Source organism: Micromonospora sp. CA-240977 (assembly GCF_050942285.1).
Classification (GTDB): Bacteria; Actinomycetota; Actinomycetes; order Mycobacteriales; family Micromonosporaceae; genus Micromonospora.
The window spans coordinates 2,037,867-2,063,542 of record NZ_CP192055.1; the positions used below are offsets into that span (position 1 = coordinate 2,037,867).

24 protein-coding genes and 1 pseudogene are annotated in these 25,676 nt (G+C 69.1%); 13 read left to right on the forward strand and 12 right to left on the reverse strand.

Features of this window, described 5'->3' with window-relative positions; translation table 11 throughout:
• Window positions 1-123 precede the first annotated feature (123 nt).
• The 3 genes from ACQPWW_RS09530 (at window position 124) to ACQPWW_RS09540 (ending at window position 4,685) form a co-directional block, all read left to right on the forward strand.
• Window positions 124-558, forward strand: coding sequence for a hypothetical protein (locus ACQPWW_RS09530; protein ID WP_433131136.1), 435 nt, complete (start codon window positions 124-126; stop codon window positions 556-558).
• Window positions 559-560: 2 nt separating this feature from the next.
• The gene (locus tag ACQPWW_RS09535) at window positions 561-1,076 is read left to right on the forward strand and encodes a hypothetical protein (RefSeq protein WP_433131138.1); all 516 of its coding nucleotides are present in this window, start codon (window positions 561-563) and stop codon (window positions 1,074-1,076) included.
• Window positions 1,077-1,508: 432 nt separating this feature from the next.
• Window positions 1,509-4,685 (forward strand): BTAD domain-containing putative transcriptional regulator, encoded by a 3,177-nt coding sequence (locus ACQPWW_RS09540; protein WP_433131140.1) that lies wholly within the window; start codon window positions 1,509-1,511, stop codon window positions 4,683-4,685.
• On the opposite strand, the pseudogene ACQPWW_RS09545 reads toward ACQPWW_RS09540, so the two are convergent.
• A pseudogene (locus tag ACQPWW_RS09545) lies at window positions 4,669-4,929 on the reverse strand (ABC transporter permease); the annotation flags it as partial. The gene ACQPWW_RS09540 and the pseudogene ACQPWW_RS09545 sit on opposite strands and share 17 nt — an antisense overlap.
• Before the next feature lie 245 nt (window positions 4,930-5,174).
• Here ACQPWW_RS09545 and ACQPWW_RS09550 point away from each other — a divergent pair.
• Genes ACQPWW_RS09550 through ACQPWW_RS09560 form a run of 3 tightly spaced genes read left to right on the forward strand, consistent with a single transcriptional unit; the run spans window position 5,175 to window position 8,751 of the window.
• Window positions 5,175-5,702: an RNA polymerase sigma factor gene (locus tag ACQPWW_RS09550; RefSeq protein ID WP_433131142.1), complete on the forward strand. Its 528-nt coding sequence runs from the start codon at window positions 5,175-5,177 to the stop codon at window positions 5,700-5,702.
• Complete coding sequence (locus tag ACQPWW_RS09555) at window positions 5,699-6,778, forward strand: CU044_5270 family protein (protein ID WP_433131144.1); 1,080 nt, start codon at window positions 5,699-5,701, stop codon at window positions 6,776-6,778. Before ACQPWW_RS09550 ends, ACQPWW_RS09555 begins: the two co-directional genes overlap by 4 nt.
• 38 nt (window positions 6,779-6,816) lie before the next feature.
• Entirely contained in the window at window positions 6,817-8,751 is a 1,935-nt protein-coding gene (locus tag ACQPWW_RS09560; protein ID WP_433131146.1) for a hypothetical protein, read from the forward strand.
• 76 nt (window positions 8,752-8,827) lie between these two features.
• Here ACQPWW_RS09560 and ACQPWW_RS09565 read toward each other — a convergent pair whose 3' ends face one another.
• Entirely contained in the window at window positions 8,828-9,421 is a 594-nt protein-coding gene (locus ACQPWW_RS09565) for a DUF4240 domain-containing protein (RefSeq protein WP_433131147.1), read from the reverse strand.
• Between the two features lie 201 nt (window positions 9,422-9,622).
• On the opposite strand from ACQPWW_RS09565, the gene ACQPWW_RS09570 reads away from it, so the two are divergent.
• Window positions 9,623-10,318 (forward strand): DUF7002 family protein, encoded by a 696-nt coding sequence (locus ACQPWW_RS09570; protein ID WP_433134248.1) that lies wholly within the window; start codon window positions 9,623-9,625, stop codon window positions 10,316-10,318.
• 131 nt (window positions 10,319-10,449) lie between these two features.
• Window positions 10,450-10,749 carry a hypothetical protein gene (locus ACQPWW_RS09575; protein ID WP_433131149.1) on the forward strand — a complete coding sequence of 100 codons (300 nt, stop codon included), beginning with the start codon at window positions 10,450-10,452 and terminating at the stop codon, window positions 10,747-10,749.
• A gap of 591 nt (window positions 10,750-11,340) precedes the next feature.
• Here ACQPWW_RS09575 and ACQPWW_RS09580 read toward each other — a convergent pair.
• From ACQPWW_RS09580 to ACQPWW_RS09605, 6 genes are all read right to left on the reverse strand, one after another.
• The gene (locus ACQPWW_RS09580; protein ID WP_433131151.1) at window positions 11,341-11,670 is read right to left on the reverse strand and encodes a Rieske (2Fe-2S) protein; all 330 of its coding nucleotides are present in this window, start codon (window positions 11,668-11,670) and stop codon (window positions 11,341-11,343) included.
• Window positions 11,670-14,303 carry a nitrite reductase large subunit NirB gene (nirB, locus tag ACQPWW_RS09585; RefSeq protein WP_433131153.1) on the reverse strand — a complete coding sequence of 878 codons (2,634 nt, stop codon included), beginning with the start codon at window positions 14,301-14,303 and terminating at the stop codon, window positions 11,670-11,672. The genes ACQPWW_RS09580 and nirB overlap by 1 nt, the downstream gene beginning before the upstream one ends.
• Window positions 14,303-14,650: a molybdopterin oxidoreductase gene (locus ACQPWW_RS09590; RefSeq protein ID WP_357134558.1), complete on the reverse strand. Its 348-nt coding sequence runs from the start codon at window positions 14,648-14,650 to the stop codon at window positions 14,303-14,305. Before ACQPWW_RS09590 ends, nirB begins: the two co-directional genes overlap by 1 nt.
• 16 nt (window positions 14,651-14,666) lie before the next feature.
• Window positions 14,667-16,793, reverse strand: coding sequence for a molybdopterin oxidoreductase family protein (locus ACQPWW_RS09595; protein WP_433134250.1), 2,127 nt, complete (start codon window positions 16,791-16,793; stop codon window positions 14,667-14,669).
• Between the two features lie 130 nt (window positions 16,794-16,923).
• Complete coding sequence (locus tag ACQPWW_RS09600) at window positions 16,924-17,451, reverse strand: cupin domain-containing protein (protein ID WP_433131155.1); 528 nt, start codon at window positions 17,449-17,451, stop codon at window positions 16,924-16,926.
• A complete protein-coding gene (locus ACQPWW_RS09605) occupies window positions 17,448-17,633 on the reverse strand; it encodes a hypothetical protein (protein WP_433131157.1) in 186 nt (61 codons plus the stop codon). The genes ACQPWW_RS09600 and ACQPWW_RS09605 overlap by 4 nt, the downstream gene beginning before the upstream one ends.
• 115 nt (window positions 17,634-17,748) lie before the next feature.
• Here ACQPWW_RS09605 and ACQPWW_RS09610 point away from each other — a divergent pair, with 115 nt between their 5' ends.
• Complete coding sequence (locus ACQPWW_RS09610) at window positions 17,749-18,081, forward strand: hypothetical protein (protein WP_433131159.1); 333 nt, start codon at window positions 17,749-17,751, stop codon at window positions 18,079-18,081.
• A 16-nt stretch (window positions 18,082-18,097) separates the two neighbouring features.
• On the opposite strand, the gene ACQPWW_RS09615 is transcribed toward ACQPWW_RS09610, so the two are convergent.
• Window positions 18,098-18,652: a TetR/AcrR family transcriptional regulator gene (locus ACQPWW_RS09615; protein WP_433131161.1), complete on the reverse strand. Its 555-nt coding sequence runs from the start codon at window positions 18,650-18,652 to the stop codon at window positions 18,098-18,100.
• A 325-nt stretch (window positions 18,653-18,977) separates the two neighbouring features.
• Here ACQPWW_RS09615 and ACQPWW_RS09620 point away from each other — a divergent pair, with 325 nt between their 5' ends.
• The gene (locus tag ACQPWW_RS09620) at window positions 18,978-19,445 is read left to right on the forward strand and encodes a nuclear transport factor 2 family protein (RefSeq protein ID WP_433131163.1); all 468 of its coding nucleotides are present in this window, start codon (window positions 18,978-18,980) and stop codon (window positions 19,443-19,445) included.
• Window positions 19,446-19,709: 264 nt separating this feature from the next.
• Here ACQPWW_RS09620 and ACQPWW_RS09625 read toward each other — a convergent pair whose 3' ends face one another.
• Window positions 19,710-20,699, reverse strand: coding sequence for a hypothetical protein (locus tag ACQPWW_RS09625; protein ID WP_433131165.1), 990 nt, complete (start codon window positions 20,697-20,699; stop codon window positions 19,710-19,712).
• Window positions 20,700-21,090: 391 nt separating this feature from the next.
• Here ACQPWW_RS09625 and ACQPWW_RS09630 point away from each other — a divergent pair, with 391 nt between their 5' ends.
• A complete protein-coding gene (locus ACQPWW_RS09630; protein WP_433131167.1) occupies window positions 21,091-21,594 on the forward strand; it encodes a nucleoside monophosphate kinase in 504 nt (167 codons plus the stop codon).
• Window positions 21,595-21,815: 221 nt separating this feature from the next.
• Here ACQPWW_RS09630 and ACQPWW_RS09635 read toward each other — a convergent pair whose 3' ends face one another.
• Both ACQPWW_RS09635 and ACQPWW_RS09640 read right to left on the reverse strand, forming a co-directional pair.
• Window positions 21,816-22,922, reverse strand: coding sequence for a sensor histidine kinase (locus ACQPWW_RS09635; RefSeq protein ID WP_433131169.1), 1,107 nt, complete (start codon window positions 22,920-22,922; stop codon window positions 21,816-21,818).
• The gene (locus ACQPWW_RS09640) at window positions 22,919-23,575 is read right to left on the reverse strand and encodes a response regulator transcription factor (protein WP_433131171.1); all 657 of its coding nucleotides are present in this window, start codon (window positions 23,573-23,575) and stop codon (window positions 22,919-22,921) included. Before ACQPWW_RS09640 ends, ACQPWW_RS09635 begins: the two co-directional genes overlap by 4 nt.
• 117 nt (window positions 23,576-23,692) lie before the next feature.
• Between ACQPWW_RS09640 and ACQPWW_RS09645 the strand changes: the two genes are divergently transcribed.
• Window positions 23,693-24,949: a serine hydrolase domain-containing protein gene (locus tag ACQPWW_RS09645; RefSeq protein WP_433131173.1), complete on the forward strand. Its 1,257-nt coding sequence runs from the start codon at window positions 23,693-23,695 to the stop codon at window positions 24,947-24,949.
• 130 nt (window positions 24,950-25,079) lie between these two features.
• Window positions 25,080-25,646 carry a VanZ family protein gene (locus tag ACQPWW_RS09650; RefSeq protein ID WP_433131175.1) on the forward strand — a complete coding sequence of 189 codons (567 nt, stop codon included), beginning with the start codon at window positions 25,080-25,082 and terminating at the stop codon, window positions 25,644-25,646.
• Window positions 25,647-25,676 lie beyond the last annotated feature (30 nt).

A 25,676-nucleotide genomic window follows, 5' to 3' on the forward strand; every position in this document is an offset into this window, starting at 1 on the left:
ATCTTCCAGTTGTCGATCTCCGGGATGGCAGCATCCGTCGTACCGGAATGCCGGAGCGTCTGCCTTCGCCTCCCGGTTTGCAAGATGGCACCGATACACGCCCGGATTTGAGGAGGCACCCGAGTGCGCGCTACTCGCCCCAACCGACTCGCACTGGCCGTCGCGGCCGGCATCGCGATGGTTCTGTCCATTCCCACCGCCGCGTCCGCCGCTTACTGGGGCGACGAGACCGACTATGCGGTGAGCTCCAGCGGGCCGACGGGGAACTACGCCTGCGTCACCCACACCGGCGTCACCGCCTGCTTCAAAGCTGACGGCGATGTGTTGTACGTGAAGGACAGACTTGAAGACGGTTACGCCGCAGTCGCCATCTGGGAGCACATTGTCGAAAACAACCGTCCCCGGAGCGGTGCGTGTGTCAACAAGCTCGGAGCCGACCACTGGGGCCAGTGCAACAAGGACTTTTATGAGGCAGGGGTCCTGGAGTTCGCCGCCGCGCGCTACAACAACGGCAACCCCGTCGACCATGGTTACTGGGTGAGGGAATCGATCTCCTGACAGTGTCCATCGAGCAGCCGACGCGCTGGCCCATCGACCACAGCGAAAAATCGAACCACCCACTGGACGGGAAAATCACCATGCATGCACCACGGCGCAGACACCTTGTCCTCGCGGCGGCGGCCGGTCTGGCAACGACCCTGCTTGCCCCCGCAGCCGCCCAAGCCGCCTACTTCGGCAACGAAACCGACTATGCCGTGTACTCGCTCGGTCCGGACGGGGACCCGATCGGTAATTACGAATGCGTCACCTTCACCGGCGTGGTCGCCTGCCTGAAGGAGACGGGTGACAGGATCTACGTCAAGGACACCAAGGCAGACGGGTACGCCGCCGTGGCCGAATGGGAATACCCCTTTGATGATCGGACAGGCTCCTGCGTCAACAAACTACAGGCGGGCGACTGGGGAGTCTGCAACAAGGACTTCAGTAGAGAAGATTGGTACCTATACGTGCGGGGCGCACGGTACAACAGCGGGAACTTCGTCGACGGTGGTCTCTGGGAAAAAATGTACATTTGAGTTTCTCGACAGAGCGCCTGCAACACCTCGCCAACGACCCGCCTGACAAACGGTAGCAACCTTCGGCGGCTGTCGCAGCCCGGACACCGGGCTGCGACGGTCCCATCCCCGTTTGCGCTCTGGCACGTGTAAAAGCGGCGTCCTGAACGCCCATCACGATGCTGGTTCAAGGCCACCCGTTCTATCCTGGTGCTCCCGTGGTGCCGCACGCCGGCCGAGCGGTGCCACCTGCGGCTGTGGTGCACTCATCAGTGCTTCGGTAGATAGGCGGACCGGATGCCCACCTGCCAGCCGTGCGCGAGATTGGCGAGGGCATTGAGCATGGAACGCCGACACTGGACGTGGGCAGATGAGCCGCGTTCGCCGATGTGAGATCAGCGATCGACTCACCCGTGGGGGTAGGGCACTGCCGCCCGTGGCAGGATCTGCCCGGTGAAGATCGAGATGCTTGGGCGTTTCGAGGTTCGCACGGACGATGGCGCTCTGGCCGACGTGCCGGGCGCGCGGCTGCGCGGGCTGTTGATCGCCCTCGCGCTGCAACCTGGTCGCGTGGTTTCCAAGGCGACGCTCCTCGACTGGATCTGGGGTGAACTTCCCCCCGCCGACGCAACGAATGCCCTGCACCGTCTGATTTCCCGGCTGCGCAAGGTCCTGCCGCAGGGATCGATCGAGGGACAGACGGACGGCTATCGGTTGGCGGTGGGACCCGACGCCGTCGACGCCGTGCGTTTCGAACGCCTGATCACCGCTGCCCGAGTCCGCAATGACGACGACCCGCAACGGGTACGTCTGCTGCGTGAGGCTCTGGCGTTGTGGAGCGGCGCCGCCATGCAGGATGTCGATCTGCCGGACAGCGCAGCATTCGACGCGGCGGTCACCCGGCTCGAGCGGCTACGCCTGACGGCCATGGAGGATCGGTTCGAGGCGGAGATCAGCCGCGGCCATGGCGCAGAGCTGATCGCGGAACTGACCGACCTGGTCGCCGCCCAACCGCTGCGAGAGCGGCTTGTCGCCGCGCTGATGCGGGCACTTGTCGCGACCGGTCGCGACACCGAGGCGCTGCTCGTGTACGAGCGTACGAGGGAAGCGCTGGCTGACACGCTGGGTGTGGATCCCGCACCGGAGCTGTCCGCGCTGCACGTCGCACTCCTGCGGCGTGAGGTGGGACGGCGGGACGAGGAGCGGAAGACGAATCTGCGTGTCGAGCTGACCAGCTTCGTCGGCCGGGACGCCGACGTTGCCGCGGTCTGCGAGCTCATCGGCGACCATCGGCTCACCACCCTGATCGGGCCGGGTGGGTCGGGGAAGACCCGGTTGGCCACGGAGACCGCGCGCACGCTGCTCGGCGACCTGCCCGACGGGGTCTGGCTGGTGGAGCTCGCGGCCGTCGGCGCCGACGGTGACGTGGCGCAGGCCACGCTCGCCGGGCTCGGCCTCCGGGATGCCCTGCTCGGCGAGACACCGGGCGCGGAGCCGACGGAGCGAGTCATCGCCGCGGTCCGCGACCGGGCAATGCTGCTGGTGCTGGACAACTGCGAGCACGTGATCCAGTCGGCGGCGACATTCGCCCATCGGGTGCTCGGAGAGTGCCGAGGGCTTCGGATCCTCGCGACGAGCAGGGAACCACTCGGCATCACCGGTGAGTCACTGTGGCCGGTCGCGCCACTGGTCCTGCCCGCGCAGAACGCGAACCCGGCCGAGATCGAGTCCGCGCCGGCCGTACGGCTGCTACGGGACCGGGCCGGCGCGGTGCGCAAGGATCTCGCGGCCGACGTCCACACGTTGGCGATGATGGCGCGCGTCTGCCGTGCGCTGGACGGGATGCCACTGGCCATCGAACTCGCCGCGGCCAGGTTGCGCACCATGTCCCTCGACCAGCTCGCCGACCGGCTCGACGACCGGTTCCGCCTGCTGACCGGTGGTAGCCGCACGGCACTGCCGCGGCACCGGACGCTGCGTGCCGTGATCGACTGGAGCTGGGAGCTGCTCAGCGACGCCGAGCGGGTGGTGCTGCACCGGCTCTCGGTGTTCTCCGGTGGAGCGAGCCTGAAGGCGGCCGAGCGGGTCTGCGTCGGCGACACGGTCGAGACGGATCAGGTGTTCGACCTGCTGACCGCGCTGACCGAGAAGTCGCTGGTGCTCATCGAGGGGGTGAGAGCGCCGCGCTACCGGATGCTCGGCACGATCAAGGAGTACGCCCAGCAGCGTCTCGCCGAGGAGGGGGAGTCGGAATCGGCCCGCCGCGCGCACCTCGCGTACTTCACCGAACTCGTCGAAACCGCGGAGCCGCATCTCTACCGCGCTGAGCAACTGGAATGGCTTGCCACGCTCGATGCCGAGCACGACAACATCGGTGCGGCGATGCGCGGTGCGATCGCGGCCGGCGAGGCCGACGGGGCGATGCGGCTCGCTGCCGCGGCCGGCTGGTACTGGTGGCTCGGCGGACACAGGGCGGAGGGCAATGAGCTGATCATGGCGGCCGCTGCCCTGCCGGGCGAGGTGGCCGACGAGAGCCGGGCCGTGGTGTACGCACGCGCCGTCCACGCCGGCGTACACGCTGGTCGTTCCGTTCGTGACCTCGCGACCTGGGGGCCGGGTGATCAGCACCAGGCGGAGGAGTGGATCCGCAAGGCGTACGAAATCAGCCAACGTGTCCCCAGACACCACCGCGCGCTGAGGTTCGTCGCCGCACTGGAACGCCTGTTGCACGCCCCGGACGCGGCCATGCCCGCGTTCGAACAGCTGCTCACCGACGAGGATCCCTGGCTCCGCGCCCTCGCCCGGCTGCACCTCGGCAGATTGCGGATCGTGCTCGGCCACGACGGCTACGACGCCGACGTGCACCTGGAGACGGCGCTCGGCGAATTCCGTGCCCTCGGTGACCGGTGGGGGACGTCATTCGCCCTGACCGAACTGGCGAACCGGATCGCGATGCGTGGCGAGTTCGCTGGTGCCTGCGAGTACTACGAACAGGCGATCGCGGTCGTGACCGAGGTCGGCGCCAACGAGGATGTCGTGTCGATGCGGTCGCGGCAGGCCCAGTTGTACTGGCTGTCGGGGGATGCCGAGTCGAGCGCGGCCGCTCTCGCGGAGGCGCAGCGGCTCGCCGAGCAGGTCTCCTGGCCGAACGCTCTGGCGGAGCTGGCCCTGGCAAGGGCGGATCTCGCCCGCTGGCGCGGCGACGCCGAGCAGGCACGCCGGCAGCTCGACGTCGCGACGGCGATGTTGGGCGACGAGGCCAGGCGTGCCTACGTGCGTACCGTGGCACATGACCTGCTCGGCTACCTTGCCGAGGACCTCGACGAGGCTCGCGAACACCGCATCGCCGCCTTCCGTACGGCGACCGAGACGGGACACGGGCCCCTGATCGCCCAGGTGCTCGTCGGGGTCGCGGACCTGGCACTGCGCCTCGACCAGTACGAGCAGGCCGCGCGGTTGCTCGGGGCGAGCGCCGCGGTGCGCGGACTGCCGGATCTTTCCCATCCGGATGTGGCGAGGATCGAGCGGACGGTGCGGCGCCGCCTCGGCGAAGCGGTGTTCGCCGAGGCGGCGCTGGAGGGCACCGAGGTGGGCTGGGGTCAGGTGGTGACGGTCACGCTCGCTTCCTGAACGTGGACCGGGCCCAGAAGTATCCGACGAGGACGATGCCGACGCACCAGGCGAGGGCGGGGATCACGTCGCTGGCGGCTGGTGCGCCGTCTGGTACTGCGCGAACTCCCGCAGGCCGGGTCCCATCTTGTCGGCCGGCACGATGGCGCTGCTGAAGAACGGCAGCATGACCAGTGGTACGGAGGCCAGACCCGCCGTTTCCGGGGATTTGGCGAACAGTCCCAGGGCGACAAGTGAGCCAGCCCGTAGCAGATGGCGAGCAGAACCAGTCCGGGGTGGCGTAGTCGATGTAGTGCACACCGACGTTGAAGGCGTCGCGATCAAGGGCGTCCTGGGCCGTACCGGCTCCAGGCGGTCGGGCTCTACGGCGATCAAGGCGCGGTGGTCGACCGGGCTCGCCGCTATGGCGACTTTTTCCGTGCTGGTCGGTAAGGATCGCGCTTCCGCCGTCACTACTGGACGACGAACCCTTCCCAAGGAGCAGCGCGAGTGACACACCCTTCAGCGCGTGACCGGTTCGCGACGCTGTTCGGCCGACATCATCGCCAGGTGTACGCCTACGCGGTGAGCCGGGCCGGGCGCGACGTTGCGGACGACATCGTGAGCGACACCTTCCTCGTGGCATGGCGGCGGCTCGACGCCCTCCCCGCCGATCCCCTCCCGTGGCTGCTCGGAGTGGCACGCAACGTCGTGCTGGAGCAGCACCGGGACGCGGCCCGCCAGCTCAGCCTGCTGTCGCAGGTGTCGGCCGCTGTCGAGGGCGATGTCGCCGAGGTCGTGGCGGACCGGGCGGCGACCCTCGCGGCGCTCGACGCGCTCGGTGCCGCAGACCAGGAGCTTCTCACGCTGGTCGGATGGCACGGCCTGTCGGCCCGGGAGGCCGCGAGGGTGGTGGGCTGCACCACCGCCACCCTCCTCGTACGGCTGCACCGTGCCCGCAGGCGTTTCGAGCACGCTCTCGCCGAACAGTCAGCCGCCGCTGCCCCGTCCCGTCCCGTAGAGGAGATCCGCCGATGAACCGCCATCGTCGAGCGTTGCAGTTGATCGCTGAGGCGCGCCCGGCAGTGCTGGACGACGCGCCCGACCGGCCCGTTCCGTCCTTCCCTGTCCTGCCCGCGCCGGCGCGAGCCGTCGGGCGTGCCGGCCGCCGCCTGGTCCTGGCCGGGCTGCTGCCCACTGTCGCCGTCGCGGTGGTCGTTGGCGTGACCGTCGGCTCGGTGTCGGATCCGCCGGCGGAGTCGCCGCCGACGGCCCGGTCCGCCGCGCCGGCCGTGCCGGTCACGGCCCGGGGCGTCCTGCTGGCCACGGCCGAGAAGACCGCCAACGCCGCCGCGGCGACCGAGGGCAACTGGGTGACCAAGGTGGAGCTCGGCCACGTCTACGACGTCGGTGACTACCACGTCCTCGGGCGCACCGAGGTGCAGACCTGGTACTCGCTGCGATCCGGTGGGGACGTCGTCGTCGTGGCCCGGTGGCTCGGCGCCGCCCCGGTCAGCGACGCCGACAAAACCGCCTGGCGGGCGGCGGGGTCGCCGACGACGTGGCCCCTGACCGGGCCGGATGGTCAGCGGAGCCCGCGCCGAGAACTGTCGGCCGGACCCGGCCCGCGCCAGATCTCCGTCAGGCCCGGCGTCAGCTTCGACATCGGCGGCAGGTCTCTCACGTACGGCCAGGTCCGGGCGCTGCCCACCGACCCGGACATGCTCAGGGCCTACCTCCTCGAGCTGGACGACGCGGCGGGCCGGGGCGGCACCCGGACGCCGGACGAGGCCGCGAGGTGGCAGGCGGAGATGCTCTTCTCGGAGTCCTGGGCGCTGCTGAGCCAACTGCCGGCACCCCCGGCGGTGCGCGCCGCGACCTACCGGATGCTGGCCGACCTGCCGGGGCTGACCGTGTCGGAGAACGTCCGGGACGCGAAGGGCCGGGCCGGGGTCGGGATCAGTCACGCCTACCGCAACGCGGACGGTAGTTCCGTCGAGACCCGGCTGGTCATCGACCCGGACTCCGGATCGCTGCTCGCGCGGGAGCAGAAGTCGGAGGCGTCACTGCTGCTGGACGCCCGGTTCTCGGACGCCGAGCCCCCCCGTTCCTGATCCGCCCGAACCCCTTCTGACGTGAGAGGAGCTTCACCTTGACCAGATCGATCACATACGTGGCCGCGGTGATCGCCACCGGCACGGCGCTGGCCCTGACGACGGCCGGCGGCGGCGAGGCCGGTACGACGTCGGCGCCCTCGGCGGCGCAGCGGCCGGCGGGACCGTACACGGTGACGCTGCGCACCGGTGACCAGGTGTCGGTCGCCGACCCCGCCGGAAACAACCTGTCGGTACGGCCCGGCCCCGACCGCGCCGGCATGCGGTTCGCCGTCGTGCGAACCGCGGGCAGCGTCTACGTGCTGCCCCAGGACACGCTGGCGCAGGTCCGTGCCGGCGCCGTCGACCGGCAGCAGTTCGAGGTCACGGGCCTGGTGCGGGACCGGTACCGCGGCGCGGCGCGGGTCCGTGCCGACGTCGCGCCGACCGAGACCGACGCGGAGGAGCAGAGCTACGACCTGACGATTCGCTACCTCGGCCGGAACGGCTCGCCCACCCAGGACGCGTTCGCCGCCGTGTCGGGGTGGGACCACAACGTCGCGGAGTGGCCCGTGGTGGACACGGACGGAGTTTCCACCGTGCGGCTGCGCAAGGGCCGCTACAACCTGGGTGCGTACCTCGGCTCCGGGCCGGACACCACCCTGATGGTCCAGCCGGTGGTCGACCTGACCCGGGACCTCACTGTCACCCTGGACGCGCGGGCGGCCGGGCCGGTCACGCCGACAGTGCCCGAAGGGTCCGCCCGGCTGGGTTTCGTCGACGTCGGATACAGCTTCTATCCGGCGTACCAGTCCTGGCCGTCGGGCATGTTCCTGACCGGCGACGCCGTGTCCGGCGTCCGCGTCGGGCAGGTCGGCGCCCCGGCGGCGCCGGACGCGATGATCGGCAGCGTGGCCGCGCAGTGGGCGAGGCCCGACGGCGCCGGCGACTTCGCCGACAGCCCCTACCTGTACGCGGTGGCGCAGACGTTCCCCGGTAGCCTGCCGAACGGTTTCACCCGGCACTACAGTGCCGGCGACTTCGCGGCCGTGTACCAGCGCTTCGCCGCGTCGACGCCGGGGCAGCCGGCGCGGCGTACGGTGTCCCCGTCCTTCACACCGGCGCTCGCTGGCGTCAGCTCGCTGGTCGTCCCGACCACGCTGCCCGGCACCCGGGTGGAGTACCACCAGACCGGCGTGCGATGGACGGCGGAGCTGTTGCCGGGCAGCCATGACCACGACGGGCATTTCGTCGCACAGGGCCGGTTGTACCGGGAGCCGACGGCCTACCTGGCCGGTGGGCTCTACCGGGACCACTGGAACGCGGGGCCGACCGGTCCCGCCTTCGGAATGCGGGGCGAGGCTGCGTGGCAGTGGGCGAGCCGCACCGGCGACCGGATCAACGTCGCCCTCCCGCTGTACGGCGACCGGGCCGGGCACGCCGGGTCGCACGTGCCGACCACCAGTTCCCGCACCGCCCTGTATCGCGACGGCGAACTGGTCGGCGAATTCCCCCAGTCCGGAGGCGGATCCTTCACCGTGCCGCCGGAGACCGCCGACTACCGCATCGAGGTCGCCGACACTCGCAGCGCCGGCGATCTGACCACCCGGCTCAGCGCGGCATGGACGTTCCGCTCCGGTCACGTTGCCGGCGAGCAGCCAGTCCGGTTGCCCCTGTCAGCAGTGCGGTTCACCCCGGCCCTGAACGCGGACAATGCCGCCCCGGCGGGCCGCGCCTTCGACCTGCCGGTGACCGTCGGGGGTCAACCCGGCGCACCTGCGCCAAAGACCACCAGGCTGACCGTCGAGATCTCCTATGACGACGGCGCGACCTGGTCGACGGCGTCGCTGCGGGCGACAGCGGCTGGCTGGACCGCCACGGTCCGGCACCCCGCTGGACCCGGGTACGCCTCGCTGCGGGCTACCGCCACCGACGCCGCCGGCGCCACGCTGACCCAGACGATCATCCGCGCCTACCGGCTGACCGCAGGGTAGCGGCGAATCCCCCCTCGGACACCAGTACTAGCTTGGTCCGCCCGTATCCACACGCCTCAGGGCCGAGCTGCCGAGATCAGTCCTCGCCGGGGCCGAGAAACAGCTCGGCCAGCCGGGGCAGCCGACGCCGCATCTCGTCGTCATCGTCGAAGTCGAAGTCCTCACCCATGTCGGGTTCGCGGGCCTCGTCGATGCCGACCGCAACGTGCTGGCGGGCCTTCATCGCTTCGTAGAAGGCGTCGTCGTCGCCGCCCGTGGCCTGCTCGTAGGCCTCGCTGGCTACGTAGTTCACAGACTCGGCGAACAGCGCGCCGTCGTCTTCCTCGGCCGCCGCTTGTCGTACCACGGGATGGTCAGCCAGTCCGTCGGGGGAGGCCAGGACACGCTTGTACCACTCGCGCCCCAGCGCGATGACACCCGCCCGGAAATCGATAAAGCTGTCGTCCGAGCATCCTCCGCCGATCAGGTACGCAGCCGCCCACACGTCCCATCGGTAAAGGGCGTCATGGAGCTGATCGAACAGCTCCTGAAATTCGAGGATGCCCTCCGGTGATGTTGCGGCCAAGCGTGTCACCAGCGCCGCGGCAACGGCCTCACCGTCGTCGCCGGTCCGCCCGTCCAGACCCGCTCCGGCCGACTCCACGACCGCCCAAAACTCGTCAACGTCCACGGCGCGAGAGTCTCCCACGGCCAGCCGACACAACTCATGCCTGTCGATCAGGGGATCAGTCGAGAGCATCCGCTCGAGCCTTCCTGACCCTGAGCATGCGCTCATGGGCGCGAGCCAATCGTTACGGGTAGCGGCTGTTTCGGCAGGCGTAGGGGTAGCGGCGTAGAGCGCCAGCGCTGCAGACCTCCCGTCAACCGGGTGATGGGGGATGCCGACCGGATCGCTGATGGCCCGTACTCGTGGACGTTCGGCATCATGGCCAGCATGGACGTCGAGGAACTGATCGCGCGTCATCCGCAGGTCTTCCACACGATGTCGGCGACTGCTTGGCCATCGGTGCAACGGCATGGCCTGCTGTCCACGCGGCAACTGATCGATGTGTTCGGCCTTGATGCCGGCGAGCGTGAGCGACTCTTGAGTGCGCCTCGTAAGCAGTCCACTGTTCTGCGCGCGTCCGGCCTGCCGCCGGCCGTGATCCGCGATCAGAAGCCGATGAAATTCATCGCCGAGAAGATCGATCCTGACTCCTCGCTGGCCGAGTACCTCGCCACCATCAACTCTCGGGTCTTCTTCTGGGCCAGCGCCGAGCGACTGGAACGGCTGCGTCAAGCAAAGGAGTACCGCGCCGAGGACCAAGTCGTCCTGCACGTCGACACCCGCGCCCTCGTCGAGCGATACGGCCCACGAATCGAACTCTGCCGGCTCAACTCCGGGGCGGTAACGCAGAAGAACCACCCCATGCGAGGACACCGATCCTGGGTGCCAATCGCCGACTACCCCTACGACGAGTACCGCCGCCGGTTCGGCCGCGATGGCGCCCTGGTGGAGGTCACCGTCTTGGACGCCGTCCCTGACATCCTCGACCTGACCGACAAGATCGAAGGCGCCATCGGCTGAACTCCACCTCTCTGCGGCCCCGCAGATCTGCATCGCGCTTCATGTCGCTACGCCGCGTGTAGATCAACGCGATTCCAGAGCTGAGGGTGAACGCTCCTGGGTCAAGGTCCCACCGGCAGAAAGGTCCTCACATGGTCGACGTGGTGGAGCCCAGGGTTCTGGCCGAGGTCCGGTTGGGGCCGCAGCATCGGCCTACCGGGTTCACCCGCCATTACTACGGCTATGCCGACGGACGTCGCGTCGAGGTGCCGCCCCCAGTGGTCTTGCGCATCGTGCAGTACGACGGTGATGAACCGCAGGCCTACCTGTTCTACTGCGACGACAGCAACGAGGAGATGACCGACACCTTGCATGACTCCGTTGCCGATGCCATGGAACAGGCCACGGCGGAGTTCGGTGTTCAGCGACACGACTGGGACCTCAGGCAGTAGGGACAGGCCGGCAGCTTCCCACTGCCGTTCGACAGCAACGGCGACAGCAACCGGCCAGGACGAGTACGGCCGGCAGCGACCGGGCGCGGTTAGCAGCCCGAGCCGACAGCGGCGGCGACTTGACATCAGTCGTTGACCTCAACGGTGGCGGCCGAGGCTGGACGAGCGCGGGCGGGTGTCGCCTCGAAGTCGGACCCGGTGCATCCTCGAAACCGAGTCCCCCGCTGTGCACAACACGGTAATTTCGCCATATGGGCATCACCGGGGGGATAGCATGCGTCTTTCTGATCGTCGTCATCGCGGCGCTCATCGTGTTTTGGGTGGCGCGGAACGCAGAGCGCTGAGCCGTTTTTCAGGGCCGACGCATCTCCGCTCGCTCGGACTGCTTGTACCTCGCCGGCTCACCCGCCCTACTCTCCATGGCCCTGGGAGTCGCGCTACTTTCGATCGTCTTGGGAGGTTGCCGAATGCGTGTGCGTTGCGGAGTCGACCAGCAACGCCGGCAGCGAGTCATCGGCATTGGTCGGCCGCATCAACTGCATGAAGCCGCCTTTGCACGGCAGGGGTTAGGGGTTTTGATCGATTCGCTCCTCAGGCGGGCGGCAGGCCCACCACCAGTCGTCCGTCGGCGTCGGCGCGGACCGGGTACACAGTGAGTGGGGACTGACCGGTGGTCGAACAGCCGGTCGCCAACTCGAAGGTGTTCTGGTGCAGGGGGCAGACGACGACCTTCATATCCACCAGGCCGTCCGCGAGCGGCCCGCCGGCGTGCGGGCAGACCGCCGACACCGCGCGCAGGCTGCCGTCACGCAGCCGGAAGACGGCGATCATGTCGTCACCCACGGCGTAGGCACGCCCCTCCCCGTGGGGGATCTCGTCGACCGGCCCGAGCCGGTGTTCCACGGCAACGAGCTTGGCCATCACGCCCGCCTCGCGGATGCCGGACCGGCGCCGTTCCCCTTGTGGCCGTTGCCGCCATGGCCGTTGCCGGCCGAGCCGTTCGTTACCGAGCCCGGCCCCGGCACGGCGGAGCCGATCGACGGCACCACCGGCCCCGGAACAGCGACCGGTACGGCTTCGCGGACCGGCACCTGAGGCAGGACCGCCAACGGCAGGGAGGTGCGGAACTGCCCTGGAGTAACCGGGTCGCGCCGTTCCAGCCACGGGTCGCGGTACGCGGCCACGGAGGCATCCATTGCCGCGTCGAGCCGCGCCGCGATGCCGTCGCTGTCGTCGACGACCACCGCACGGATGTGGTCGATGCCGAGCCGGGGCACCCACGCGTATGTGCGTTCCAACCAGTTCGCGCTCTCCCGGTAGTACTGCAGGAACCGGCCGGTCAGCGTGATGACCTCGTCGGGCGAGTCGACGACGGCGAGTAGGTCCCCCTTGCGTACGTGGGCGCCGGCGGCCCCGCCGACGTAGATCTCCCACTTGCCGCCGTCGATGGCGACAACACCAAGATCCTTGACGTACGCCTCGGCGCAGTTACGGGGGCAGCCGGTGACGGCGAGCTTCATCTTGCCGGGGCCCTCGATGCCCTTGAACCGGTCCTCGATCGCGATGCCGAGAGCGGTGGAGTCGCCGACGCCGAAGCGGCAGAAGTCGGAGCCGACGCAGGTCTTCACCGTCCGGAAGCTCTTGCCGTACGCGTACCCGGACGGCATGTCGAGGTCCGCCCACACCCCCGGCAGGTCTTCCTTGCGGATGCCGAGCAGGTCGAGGCGCTGACCGCCGGTGATCTTGACCAGTGGTACGGAGTACTTCTCCGCCACCTCGGCGATCCGCTTGAGCTGCGCCGGTGTGGTCACGCCGCCCTTGATCTGCGGGACCACCGAGAAGGTGCCGTCTCGCTGGATGTTGGCGTGCACCCGGTCGTTGATGAAGCGGGCGTCGCGTTCGTCGATGTACTCGTCGCCCCACATCATCTTCAGCAGCGAGGCCAGGCCCATTTTGCTCTTCGCGTCCTCCGCGGCGCCGGGCACGAGGGTGGCGAACACCGCGGAGACGGATTTCAGGCCGTGGTCGCGGATCACCGTCATCAGCTCCGCCTTGGGCATCGGCACACCGGGGACGTACCAGCTCGCGGCCGGGTCGTCCTCGACCTTGCCGTCAGCGGCCCACTCGACGATCTGGGCGACCAGGCCCTTGCACGACCCGCAGCCCTTGCCGGCACGGGTGGCGTCCATGACACCGGTGAGCGTCTTCACGCCACCCTGAACGGTGCCGACCAGCGCCCGCTTGGTGACGCCGTTGCAGTTGCACACCTGCACGTCGTCGCCGAGCTCCGCGGCACTCACGTCGGCCGACGGCGCGCCGAGGTCGAACAACATCTCGACCCGCTCCTTCGGCAGGGCGAGCCCACGGTCGAAGGCCTGCATGAGGAACGCGACCTTCCGCACGTCGCCGAGGAGGGTCGCGCCGACAAGCCGGTCGTCGCGGATGATGATGCTCTTGTAGACGCCCCTGCGCGGCTCGGCGAAGACGACCGTCTCGTCGTCGTCGCGTTCCGCCTCCTTCAGGCCCATTGAAGCGACGTCCACGCCCGCCACCTTGAGCTTCGTGGCCAGCCGAGAGCCGTGGTACGCCGCGTTCGGGTTCGTTCCGGTGATGTGGTCGGCGAGCACCCGAGCCTGCTCCCACAACGGAGCCACCAGGCCGTACGTCTCGCCGCGGTGCTGGGCGCACTCGCCGACCGAGTAGATGTCGACCTCGTCCTGCACGCGCATCTGGTCGTCGACGACGATGCCCCGCTCCACCGGCAGCCCGCTGGTCGCGGCCAGCTCGGCGTTCGGCCGGATGCCGGCGGCGACGACGACGACGTCGCAGGCCACGGTCCGACCGTCCTTGAGCTTGACCCCGGTCACGGCGTGCTTGCCGAGCACCTCGGTGGTGTGCGCGCCGAGGACGACCTCGATGCCGAGTCGCTCGATGCTGCGCCGCAAAATGGCGCCCGCCTGAGCGTCCAACTGAGCGTTCATCAGATGGCCGGCGGCGTGCACCAGGGTCACGTGGGGCAGGTGATTCTGCAGGCCGCGCGCGGCCTCCAGACCGAGCAGGCCGCCGCCGATCACCACCGCACGCTCGTGCTCCCGGGCGTACCGGATCATGTTGCGGGTGTCGTCGATGGTGCGGAACGCGAACACGCCCTGGTGGTAGCCGCGCCCCGGGCGGTGGATGCCGGGAATCGGCGGGACGAACGCCCGGCTGCCGGTGGCGATGATCAGCTTGTCGTACGGCGTCTCGGTGCCGTCGTCCGCGTAGATCCGTCGGGCGAAGCGGTCGATGCGGATGACCCGGGTGCCGGCGTGCAGGGTGATGCCGTTCTCGGCGTACCAGGACATGTCGTTGAGGAAGATGCCGGCCTCGTCGTCAGCCCCGGAGAGCACGTTGGAGAGCAGGATGCGGTTGTAGTTGCCGTACGGCTCCTCGCCGAACATCGTGATGGCGAACTGGTCGCCCCCGCCGCGTTCGAGGATCTCCTCGACCGTGCGGGCGCCGGCCATCCCGTTGCCCACCACGACGAGGCGCCGGCGCTTGTCGACGACGTCCATCAGACCTCGACCAGCCCCAGGTCGACGATCACGGTGCCGGACACCCCGGCGGGCGCCGCCACGTGCACCTCGATACTGGTGCCGGAGTCGAGGTCCTCGACCACCCGCAGCGGCACGTGGACGTCGGACTTGGCGCCGATCGGGAAGTACCGCATCGGCTGGCCGTCGCGCATGAGCAGGACACAGATCAACTCGGCGCTGGCATTGCCGCCGCGGAAGTAGACCGGCTGGGCCACGACGCCGCCCGGCACCACGTAGCTGAGCGTGCCGTCGACGAGGCCGGGGCGGTCGAGGCCCTTGCCCTCAAAGCTGTAGACGCCTTGCAGGAAACGGGGAGTGGTGTGCACAGCGATGCTCCCTTGCTCATTGAGACGCTGGGTTGGGCGGTCGGGTGGTCAGCAGGTCGGTGTCGTCCGGGCCGCCCGCGCGCGCGATCGACACCGCGCAGGCCTTGAAGGCCGGCATCCGCGAGTGGCGGTCGAGCGCCGGGTCGGTCAGCGCGTTCACGGCGGAACTGCCGCCCCAGTGGAACGGTGCGAAGATGGTGTCGCGGCGGATGCCGTTGGTGAGGCGTGCCCGGAAGAAGGCCCGCCCGCGTCGGCTGCGCAGTTCCACCACGTCGTTGTCGGCGATGCCGTGCCGGCGGGCGAGGTCCGGGTGCAGCTCCGCCCGGGCGTCGGGCAGCGCCATGGTCAGGGCGCCGACCCGGCGGGTCTGGTTGCCGCTCTGGTACTGCTGCATGTTGCGGCCGGTGGTCAGCACGTACGGGTAGTCGGCGTCGGGCAGTTCCGCCGGATCGCGGTGCTCCACCCGGAAGAACTTCGCCCGCCCGTCGGCGGTCGGGAACCGGTCGGTGAACAGCCGCGGCGTACCCGGATGGTCCTCGCTCGGGCATGGCCAGAAGACCCCCTGCTCCGCCTCGATGCGTTCGTAGGTGATTCCGGCGTAGTCGGCTGTCCCGCCGGCGCTGGCCCGGCGCAACTCGTCGAAGACGCGGCGCGGATCGTCGTCGAAGTAGCGGCCGCGGCCGAGCCGGCCGGCGAGGTCGGCGAGCATCCGCAGGTCGGTGCGGACCTGCGGCGGCGGTGACAGGGCCCGCTTACGGCGGATGACGCGCCCCTCCAGATTCGTCATCGTGCCGTCCTCCTCCGCCCACTGAGCCGTGGGCAGCACCACGTCGGCCACGGCTGCGGTCTCGGAGAGGAAGATGTCGGAGACGACGAGCAGGTCCAGCGCCCGCAGCCGGTCCATCACCCGGTTGGCGTGCGGCGCCGACACGGCGATGTTGCTGGCGAGCACGAGCAGCACGCGTACTCCGTCGTCGGTCCCGAGCCGGTCGAGCATCTCCCAGGCCGACCGGCCCGGCCGGGGCAGCTCGTCCGGGTCGATGCCCCAGACGGCCGCGACGTGTGCGCGCGCCGCGGGGTCGTCCAGGCGCCGGTAGCCGGGCAGTTGGTCGGCTTTCTGCCCATGCTCGCGGCCACCCTGCCCGTTGCCCTGCCCGGTGATCGTGCCGTAGCCGGAGAAGGGCCGTCCGGGCAATCCGAGGGCGAGGGCCAGATTGAGGTACGCCTGCGCCGTGTCGGTGCCGTTGCTGTGCTGCTCGGCGCCGCGGGCGGTCAGCACCATCGCCGACGTGGCGGCCGCCAGCAGCCGTACCGTCTCCCGCAGGTCCCGTTCCGGTACGCCGGTCATCCGCTCCACCCGGTCCGGCCAGTACGCCGCGACGGTGGCCCGGACCGCGTCGAAGCCGCTCGTGCGGTCGCGCACGTACGTCTCGTCGACCAGGCCCTCACGGATCGCGACGTGCAGCAGCCCGTTCGCCAGTGCGAGGTCCGTGCCCGGCAGTGGCTGCAGGTGGAGATGAGCTCCCCCCACGGTGGTCGTACGGCGGGGGTCGACCACGACGTGCCGTGCGCCAGCGGCCCGTCCGGCGTCGAAGTACTGCATGGACGGCGGCAGCGCATCAGCCGGATTTGCGCCGACCAGCAGCACGGCCTGCGCCTGGGCGATGTCGGCCAGGGGGAACGGCAGGCCACGGTCGATCCCGAGGGAGCGGTTCGAAGCGGTCGCCGCGGACGACATGCAGAACCGGCCGTTGTAGTCGATCGACGCCGACCGCAGCGCCACCCGGACGAACTTGCCCAGCGCGTACGCCTTCTCGTTGGTCAGCCCGCCGCCACCGAAGGCCCCGACGCTGTCGGGGCCGTACCGGTGTTGGCTGGTACGGATGGCGTCGACGATACGGTCGAGGGCCTCGTCCCAGTCCGCCGGTCGCAACGGGCTGGCGCGATCGCCGGGATCCTTACGGACGAGCGGGCTCAGCAGCCGGTCACCGTGGTCGAGAAGTTCGGCAGCCGTCCATCCCTTGGCGCACAGACCGCCCCTGTTGACCGGGAAGTCGGTGGGCGCCAGCAGAGGCGGCCCGTCGCCGATCGTCAGGGATACCCCGCACTGCATGGCGCAGTAGGGGCAGTGCGTATCGATCATGGACGATGCGGTCACCCGTCCGATGCTTGCCCGGCACTGTTTCCGATCCATACCGAGGCCGTAACGCTCTGCGACCCGCGGGTTGCGTCACGGTTGAGCGGAGGCGGTCGGCCTGGTACTCGCCCAACTGTCAGAGCATCTCGGTGCGGTAGGCGGGAGCCAGCTCGGCTGCGCGCTGCCGGCGTTCCGCCATCTCGTCGTCGGTGAGCTGCGGCGGCGGCGCGTCCTTGCTCGCGACCTCGTCGCCGACGCGCATGAAGTATTCGTCCTGGCCCGCGGGGGTGCACATGCACAGCATGCGGGCGGGCGCGCCGGAGACGTTGCGGAAGTTGTGCGGGGCGTTGGCCGGGATGTTCACGGTGGAGCCGGCCCGCACGCTGTGCTTCTCGCCGCGGAAGGTGAACTCGATCTCGCCTTCGAGGATGGTGAACATCTCCTCGAAGTCGTGCCGGTGTGGCGGCGGGCCGCCGCCGTCGGGCACGCGCATGTCGATGAGGCAGTACTGCCCGTTGGTCTGCTTGCCGGTGATCAGCATGGCGTAGTTGCCCCCGGCGAGGGAGATGTAGGTGGTTGCGGGGTCGTCGGGGTTGGCCACCGTCAGGGTTCGGGTCGAGTCGTCGTCCGGGATGGCAGGGGCGGCACGGTTGAAGGCGGTCATGCTGCTTGTCCTTCCTTGTGTAGTTCGTCGAAGTAGGCGCGCACGCCGGTGTCCAGAACGGTGCGCCAGCTGCGCACCAGACCGCGGACGTGTGCGCCGCGCTCAGCCAGGGCTGGCACCACCAGTCCGGCGAACGTTCCGGCGGACCCCACGGCGAGGACTCTCCGGGTGAACCCTTTCATCAGGCCTCCTCGAAGCGACGGGATCCTGCTGACGCCCTCCTCCTTCCCCGGGTGGCGAGGCCGCTAAACGGAATATTGCGTCCGGATAAGGGAGACTCGCTGCTGGAGGAGACCGATGACAGTCGACCTGTTCACCCCGCAGGACACGGCCGTGCCGCTGAACGGCCACCAGGAAGGCGCGATGGGCTGGATCCGCTCGGCGCCGATCGAGCAGGTGAAGGCCAACGCCCTGGCCTTGGCGAAGGCCGCTGGAGGAGAAGGACAGGGACCCCTGATGCCCGAACCGCGTGACATCGCGCCCCCCGAGTACGGTACCCGGATCCGGCGCTCTGGGATGGTCAACGCCCTTGAGGACCAGGACTTCGTCACTGCGGTCAAGCCACCGGGAGGCCGAATCTGGTCGTTGCCGGAGTCACCACCGACGTCTGCACCGCGTACCCGACCGTGAGCGCCTTGCGCGACGGCTATCCGCAGGGGCGCACCGCGGTGAGGAAAAGATCAATCTGGCGGCCGGCCACCTCCGGCCAGTCGCCCACGCCCGGCATCGGCACGGCGATCAGCGAACCGAAGATGATGACATCGCGGGCCGTCAGATCGGCCCGCAAGGTTCCGTCCGCCGCGCCGAGCTCGACCATCCGACTGACCCCATCCCACACACGCCGCTCAAGACTCCGGTACTCCGGGTCGGTCGTTGCCGGGGCGCCGTGATGCGGCAGGAAGAGCTGGGAACCGTGCCGCACCGTACCGACCAGGAACTCGCGTACCGCGTCGATGCCCGGAACCCCGCGCTTGAGCACCTCGTCGACCAGGGCCAGAACTATGTCGATGGAGCGGATCTGCAGGGCGACCAGCAGGGCCTCGCGGTCGCGGAAATGACGATATAGCGTCCCGATGCCCACACCGGCCTCCTGGGCGACGACCGCCATGGGAGCCGTCACGTCACGCTGCAACGTACGCAAGGCTGCCGTCAGGACCTTCTCCCGGTTCGCGACGCCGTCGCTGCGCGGAGCACGACTCACCGTTGGTCCAGGTGGCGCGCTGCGGTCATGACCCGCATCCTAGGGGTCCCGTCACGACGAGGTAACGCGGCGTTGTTCTGGTCCAGCCGCCTTGGTGGGGCGGAACCCTCAAGGCGACGCCGAAAGTGTCAACACGGGTGGCTCCGCTTGTTGGACGGGTGACGTCCGCTCAGCCGATGACAATGCATTCGGTCGACGAAAGCGCTTCGGGGCAGTCAAGTCGGGGCTGAGGTCGGTAGGGTGCCGTCGGTGGCCTACCGGCCATCCCCGGACGTAGTCCTCGGCATGTCCCAAGTGGCATGTACCGATTCGAAGGAAGCCCGGCATGAGTAGCCCACGCGAAACTTTTCTCCGACTGGTGAACGGTGTCTGCGACGGTCCGTACGAAGATTTGGCCGACCTATACGCCGAACAAACCCATGTCACGCATCCGTTCCACCCGCTCAACCCGCCGCCGCTGCGTAGCCGCAGCGAACTGCACGAGCACTTCACCGCGCCGCCTCCGGTCGCTCGGACGCTGAACCGTAAGCCGGTCGACGTGACGATTCATGAGACTGCGGACCCGGAGGTGATTGTCGCCGAGTTTGCCTATCAGGGGCGGGTCGCCGAGACAGGTGAGGCATTCACGGTGCCATGCGTTTTCGTGATGCGTATCCGCAATGGGCTCATCATTGAGTCGCGAGACTACATTGACCACGTCGCCAGCGCGCGGGCTTGGGGTCAACTCGACAGCCTTCTGACCGCACTCCGTCCGCAAGAAAGCACCACCATCGAGGGCGGAGCTCGACCCTAATTCACGCTCGACACCTGCGCACTCGTCCGCTGACAAGGCGCGGCGATCGTGAGCGTGCTCCCGATCGACCGATGCGGCCGCGGGAGCGGGGGAGCAGGCTGGGTGCAGGTTGGCGAAGTGGTCTCCGCACCGAAGTGCTCACCGCGGGCGGACAGGAAAGAGAGGCCTTGGCCTACGGTGATGGAGCGGTGCGGTTTGACCTTCCAGTAGAGGTCGAATTGGTCAGGCGTTGCTCTTCGGTGGACCCGAAGAGGCCAGCCCGGTTCACTGCACAGCGGTGGCCGGGGGGTGATCGAATGATTCGGGGCAGCGGAAGGTGTACAGCGAGTAGCCGCGCCCGATCTGCACGCCGACGGTGTCGGGGGACGCGGTCGGGTTCTCCTCGGACGGGCGCCAGCTGCAGTGCATTCCGTTCCAGTCGCCCGAGTCGACGGTGAGAGTCAAGGTCATCGTGGTGCCGCAGGCAGCACAGTCCATTGGGTACGGATCGGTCAGTGACCAGTTCGCGTACCCGCCGACTTTCCATCCCGGCGCGAGCGACAAGTCGGTCTGATAGTGGGGGCGGCTCTCGTCTTCGTCGTCATCCCACTCGTCGAGCCGTTCGCGTAGGTCGTCGGGGAGCAGATCGGCGTATTGGTACTCGCGGACCTGCTCGGGGTGCACCACGCACGGAATCGGCAGGTACATGTCGCTGATGACCGGTGGCTCGGGAGGCGCTTCGAGCAGCGGGCCGACTGCGGAACTGTCGCGCCAGTACAGGAACACGCGAGGGCTGTAGTGCCGGTCCGAATGGTCCAGCGGGCACCACAGCACCTGGAGCAGGTCGGTGCCGTCCGGGCCGGCGTAGTCCGGGATGTCTTGTCGGTACAGCTGCGCGACCGGGACCAACGGGATGGGATCCTCGATCAGGTCGTCCAGGTCCAGAGCGTCGGCCGCATCGAGTTCGGCCCGCTCCTCGGCACTCAAGAAGTCCCCGCCAGGCAGCGGCTCCCGGGCTTCTGCGACCGCGAGGATCTCCCGGCTGCGGCGCAGGGCGGACGGGGTGGTCAGGTTGTATGGCTCGTGCGCCCCGGCGTCGTCGCAGACCGGCCATACCTCGTCGGCCGGCCACAGCAGCGGTCCGCCGACCGAACTGTCCGTAACGGTCGGAGCGCCGGGTCGGGGATGCAGCCGGGTAGCCGTAATGGAATGTTCCCGCAGCTCGGGGAAGAGCGCGGTGATGTCCAGGGGACGCGGGGGCGTGGTGCGGACCATGGAAGTGGATCCTATGGCCCGCATGTTGGTGCGAGTTGATGCGAGCCCGGTCTAGGGGGAGCAGGTTGGGAGCAGCGGCCTGCCCTGAACGGCCTTGAACCGCGGCCCGGCGGCAGGAACGGCGGCGCACCAGATGGGCTCGTGACCTCGCCATCAAGGCACACGGACGGGTGCGATTGCGCGCTCATGCCGCCGATCGGTTGCTACGCAGTGTCATCCCACCCGGATCGAACCGGCTCCCGTCGTGCCGGCCGAAGCAGGAATGGAGCTCCCGCCTCGTCGCCGGGATCGGGCCAGCGCCGGAGTGCGTAGGCGAGTCATGGATAAGCTGCGCTCTCTGGAGGTTCGGGGTGAGAGCGTGCGAAAGATAGCTGTCATCGCGGAGCCCGGCGTGTTCGACGCTTGGGGCGCCGCGCTGCTGCTCGGCGAGGCCATGGGACTTCAGGCGTATAACGTAGGGGACCTCTGCCGAGCCGCGGTGCAGTGCGCCACGGCGTGGGGATGGCGGTTCGCGAGCCACATGCAGGTCGGCGAGCTGGTACCGGACGAGGTGTTGGCCGAGTTCGTCGCGGAAACGTTGGCCCGGTCGCCGGGCGGCTGGGTGCTGTTCGGCTATCCGCGCACCGTTCGTCACGCCGAACTGCTGGCCGAGCACGGCCACGCACCGGACACTGTCGTCCAGGTGAGACTCGATGTGGGCCGTATCGACCGGGACTGGCGGCTGGCTGCGAAACGCGAGCAGCTTCCGCAGATTCTCGCCGAGCACCAGTTGCGCGTAGCGCCGGTGCGGGCCTTCTACCATGCCTCCAACGCGTTCCACGTGCTGCAACAGTCCACATCGCTCGAGGATCTCGTTTCCGATCTTCAGGCGATCGTGGTCGGTACGGGAAAATAAGCCGTCAGATCCCAAGTTCGCAGCCCCTGGACGAGCAACGCGAGTCCGACCGATGTGGCGGCCTTGGTTACCCACGCCCATATCGACGATCCGTAGGCCGAGTGGCGTCACGATCACATTGGCCGGGTTGAGGCCGGAGTGGATAAGTGTCTCGCCGTCCATCGCCGGGCAGCACATCCGGATGGTCGCGCGGGGCCGTAATTCCGCGGATCGGGTAGGCATCACCGGGAAGCAGGGGCCTCCAGCGTCTGCGGCAGGTGTACGGCGATGTCCATGCCACCGGTCGGCCGGGCGGTGCTGGAGATCTCTCCGCCATGCGCGGTGACGACTGCGCGGACGATGGACAGGCCGAGCCCGGCCCCGCGGGTGCCGTTGCCGGCGCCCCGGACGAACGGCTCGAACAGCCGTCGTTCCTCCTCCGGCGTGACCAGCGGGCCGGTGTTGACGACCCGCAGGAACGCGTGCCCGTTCGTGGTACCGGAGGCTACCGTGACGTCTCCGCTGGCGTGGTTGTACCGCAGCGCGTTCTCCAGCAGGTTGCCGGCCATCCGTTCCAGCAGCACCGGTTCGCCGCTGGCCGTCGCCGGACGCAGGTCGGCCTGCAGGGTGACGGCCCCGTACGCCGCCCGATCTGCGGCGTCGGCGAGCGCCGCGGCGGCGACCTGAGCCAAGTCCACGGGCGTCCGGCGGAGCGGACCGGCCTGGCTGCGTGCGAGGACCAGGAGCCCGTCGAGGGTGCGCTGGGTGGTTTCGACGGCGATGGCTATGTCGTCGGCCATCGCGACGAGTTCGGTCCGGTCGGGTTTGCCATCGAGGGTGACGTCGATGGCGGTGCGCATGGTGGTGAGTGGGGTGCGTAGTTCGTGCGCGGCGTTGGCGACGAACAGGCGCTGGCTGTTCAGCACCCGGTCGCGCTCGGCGATGCCGTGCTGGATGCGGTCCAGCATGCCGTTGATGGTGGCGGCCAGTGCGGCGAGTTCGTCGGCGGGCGGGCGGACGGGTATCCGTTCGGACAGGTTCTCCGCGGACAGGCGGTTCGCGGTTCCGGAGATCGTCCGGATCGGCCGCAGTATCCGCCCGGCCACCAGCCAGCCGGTCAGCCCGGCCAGCGCGGTCACCACCAGCAGCGCCAGCGCGGCCCGGGTCAGCAGATCGAAGATGACCTCTCCGCGTAGCCGCCCACTGATGTCCTCGTGGTGCCGGGGCAATTGCAGGCTGCCCCGGAGCAGCAGCAGGTACGTCAGAGCCAGGAGCAGGAACCCGGCGGCCAGCACCAGGCCGGTGTACACCGCGGTGAGCCGGCTGCGGGCGCTCAGTCGCCGGTTCATGGGGCGATCCGGTATCCGGCGCCGGTCACGGTGTCGATCAGTGGTGGATCGCCGAGCTTGCGGCGCAGGGTGCTGATGGTGATGCGCACGGCGTTGGTGAACGGGTCGGCATGCTCGTCCCACACCTTGTCCAGCAGCGCCTCCGCGCCCACCACGGCGCCGTCGGCCGCGAGCAGCCGTTCCAGCACGCCGAACTCCTTCGGGGTGAGCGACAGCATCCGACCACCCCGCTCGGCGGTGCGTCGGGACGGGTTGAGTTCGACATCCCGTGTGCGGAGCACCGGCGGTCTGGCCGGAGTGCTGCGCCGGGCCAGCGCACGGACCCGGGCGACCAACTCGGAGAACGCGAACGGCTTGCCCAAGTAGTCGTCGGCGCCCAGGGCCAGCCCGTCTACCCGGTCGGACACGGCACCTGACGCGGTGAGCATCAGCACCCGCGCGTCGCCGCGCTGCGCCAACAGCCGGCACACGGTGTCGCCGTGCACCACCGGGAGGTCTCGGTCCAGGACCACCACGTCGTACGGAGTGATGTCGCATTTATCCAGCGCCTGCTGACCGTCGTGTGCCACGTCCACGACGCAGCCGTGCTTGTGTAGCCCGGCCGCGATGTACGTGGCCAGCGGCTGTTCGTCCTCGACCAGGAGCACCCGCATCCGGCCAGTATCTCCGGCACCGCATATGGATGGCGTATGGGCCGGCGGTCGGTTGCCGATACTCGGTCGCCGGTAGACCTGCAACGGTCGGTTCGTCGATCGGAAAGGACCGCGATCATGGATTCGGATTCGTCATTTGGTGTAGACCGGCGGCGGCTGCTCACGTGGGGCGGGGTGGCGGCCGCCGGTGTGGTGACGGCCGGTGTGCCGCTGGTGAGCGCCGGGATCGGTCACGCCGGCTCGGCCGCAACCCGCCCGTCCAGGCACGACCGGATCCCGCCGGCCGCCCTGCCCGGCGGAGCCTACGACCGGTACGTGGCGCAACTGGCCGCCGAGGGTAGGTTCTCCGGTTTGGTGCTGCTGTCGCACCGGGGCGGCACGGTCCTGTCCCGCAGCTACGGCATGGCCGACAAGGAGAAGGGGATCCGCAACCACGAGGGCGTCGCCTTCAGCCTCAGTTCGGCGGGCAAGCCGTTCAACGCGGTGGCCATCCTGCAGTTGGCGCAGCAGGGCAAACTGAAGCTGACCGACACCGTGGGCAGATACCTGACCGGCTTCGCCAAGGACATCGCGGAGCGGGTGACCATCCACCACATGCTCGCCGGCGTCTCCGGGATGAACACCCCGGAGGAGGACGTGCAACGCGTCTTCGGCAGCCGGGAGCAGGTGCACGAGTACTACGAGCAGTGGGCCCGACAGTCGAAGCTGGTGGCCCCCGTCGGCACTCCCACCGATCACTCAGGCGCCGAGATCGTCATCCCCGCGCTGATCTTGGAGGCCGTGACCGGCAAGACCTACTGGGACTACGTCGAGGAGAACATCTTCCGGCGCTGTGGCATGACCGGGTCGGGGTTCTACACCAGGCCACAGTGGCTCACCGACAGGCACATCGCGCACCCGTACATGATGTTGGCCGACGGCAGCCGGGTGGACGCGGTCCGCAACCTGGACAAGAGCAGCCCGTACCCGTACGTACTCGGTAGGAACCCGGGTCGTAGCTTCATCGCTTCTCCCGGGAACGGCGGCTTCGGCACCGCGCTGGATCTGGTCCGGTTCGCGCATGCGCTGGGCGACGGCACGGTGTTGGACCGGCCCTGGGCCGACGTGCTCACCGGGGCCAAGGTTCCCCACGGACCGACGTCGTTCGGCGCGTACGGGATCCCGATCCGCATCGCCGGCGGTCAGTGGGTGTTCGCGCGCGCTGGCGCCGACCCCGGCGTCGGCGCCAACTGGAGCATCTACCCGAACACCGGCTGGGTCGGCGTCATCCTCAGCAACAGCGACGGCGCGCCACTGCAGGAGATGACTCAGCGGGAGATGCAAGCCATCACCGGGGCCTCGTCCGCCGACGGCGGGCCTGGTGGGGGTGGCTGACACGAATCTCCTGACGTTCTCGTTGCTAGGCCCACGCCCAGCCCAGCAGTAGCCCGGCGGCAGCCGGCTGCCAGCCGCCGGGCACGGGCGGCCCGGATGGAATCCACTGTCGGACGGAAGCGGAGTCGGCATGCTCAAGGACTGGCACCACTGGTTCGGTACGTTCACCGGTGTCGTCTCCGTCACGGTGACCGCCCTGCCCGTGGCTGCGCTGGCGGTGTGGGCTCTGGAACGTCGTCGCAGTGCCACCGGCACCACGCCCGCACGCGCGTGGCGGATGTCGCTGGCCGAGGTCGGCATCGTCTACGGGACGGTGCCGTGGATATGGATGATCATCTTGCCGGGCGACCGGGCTGGGGTGAGCCTGATACCGGTGCGGGATCTGCTCACCATCCTCGCCGACCGGGGGCCGGTGCAGCTGACCGGCCAGGTCGTCGCCAACCTGCTGGTGTTCGCGGCGCTGGGATTCTTCGCCCCGCTGCGGTTCGCGGCGCTGACGTCGGTACCACGGATCCTGGCGCTCGCGGCAGGCTGCTCGATCCTGGTCGAGGCCGCGCAGTACGTCCTGCAGCTGGACCGGGTGTCCTCGGCGGACGACGTGCTGCTCAACGCCACCGGCGCGGGACTGGCCGCGCTGGCGTCGCGCCGCTGGTGGAGTCCCGGGGACACAGGCCATGCTGGGAGCAGCGAGCTCTGACCAATTCGGTGGGTGCGAGGTGCACATCGT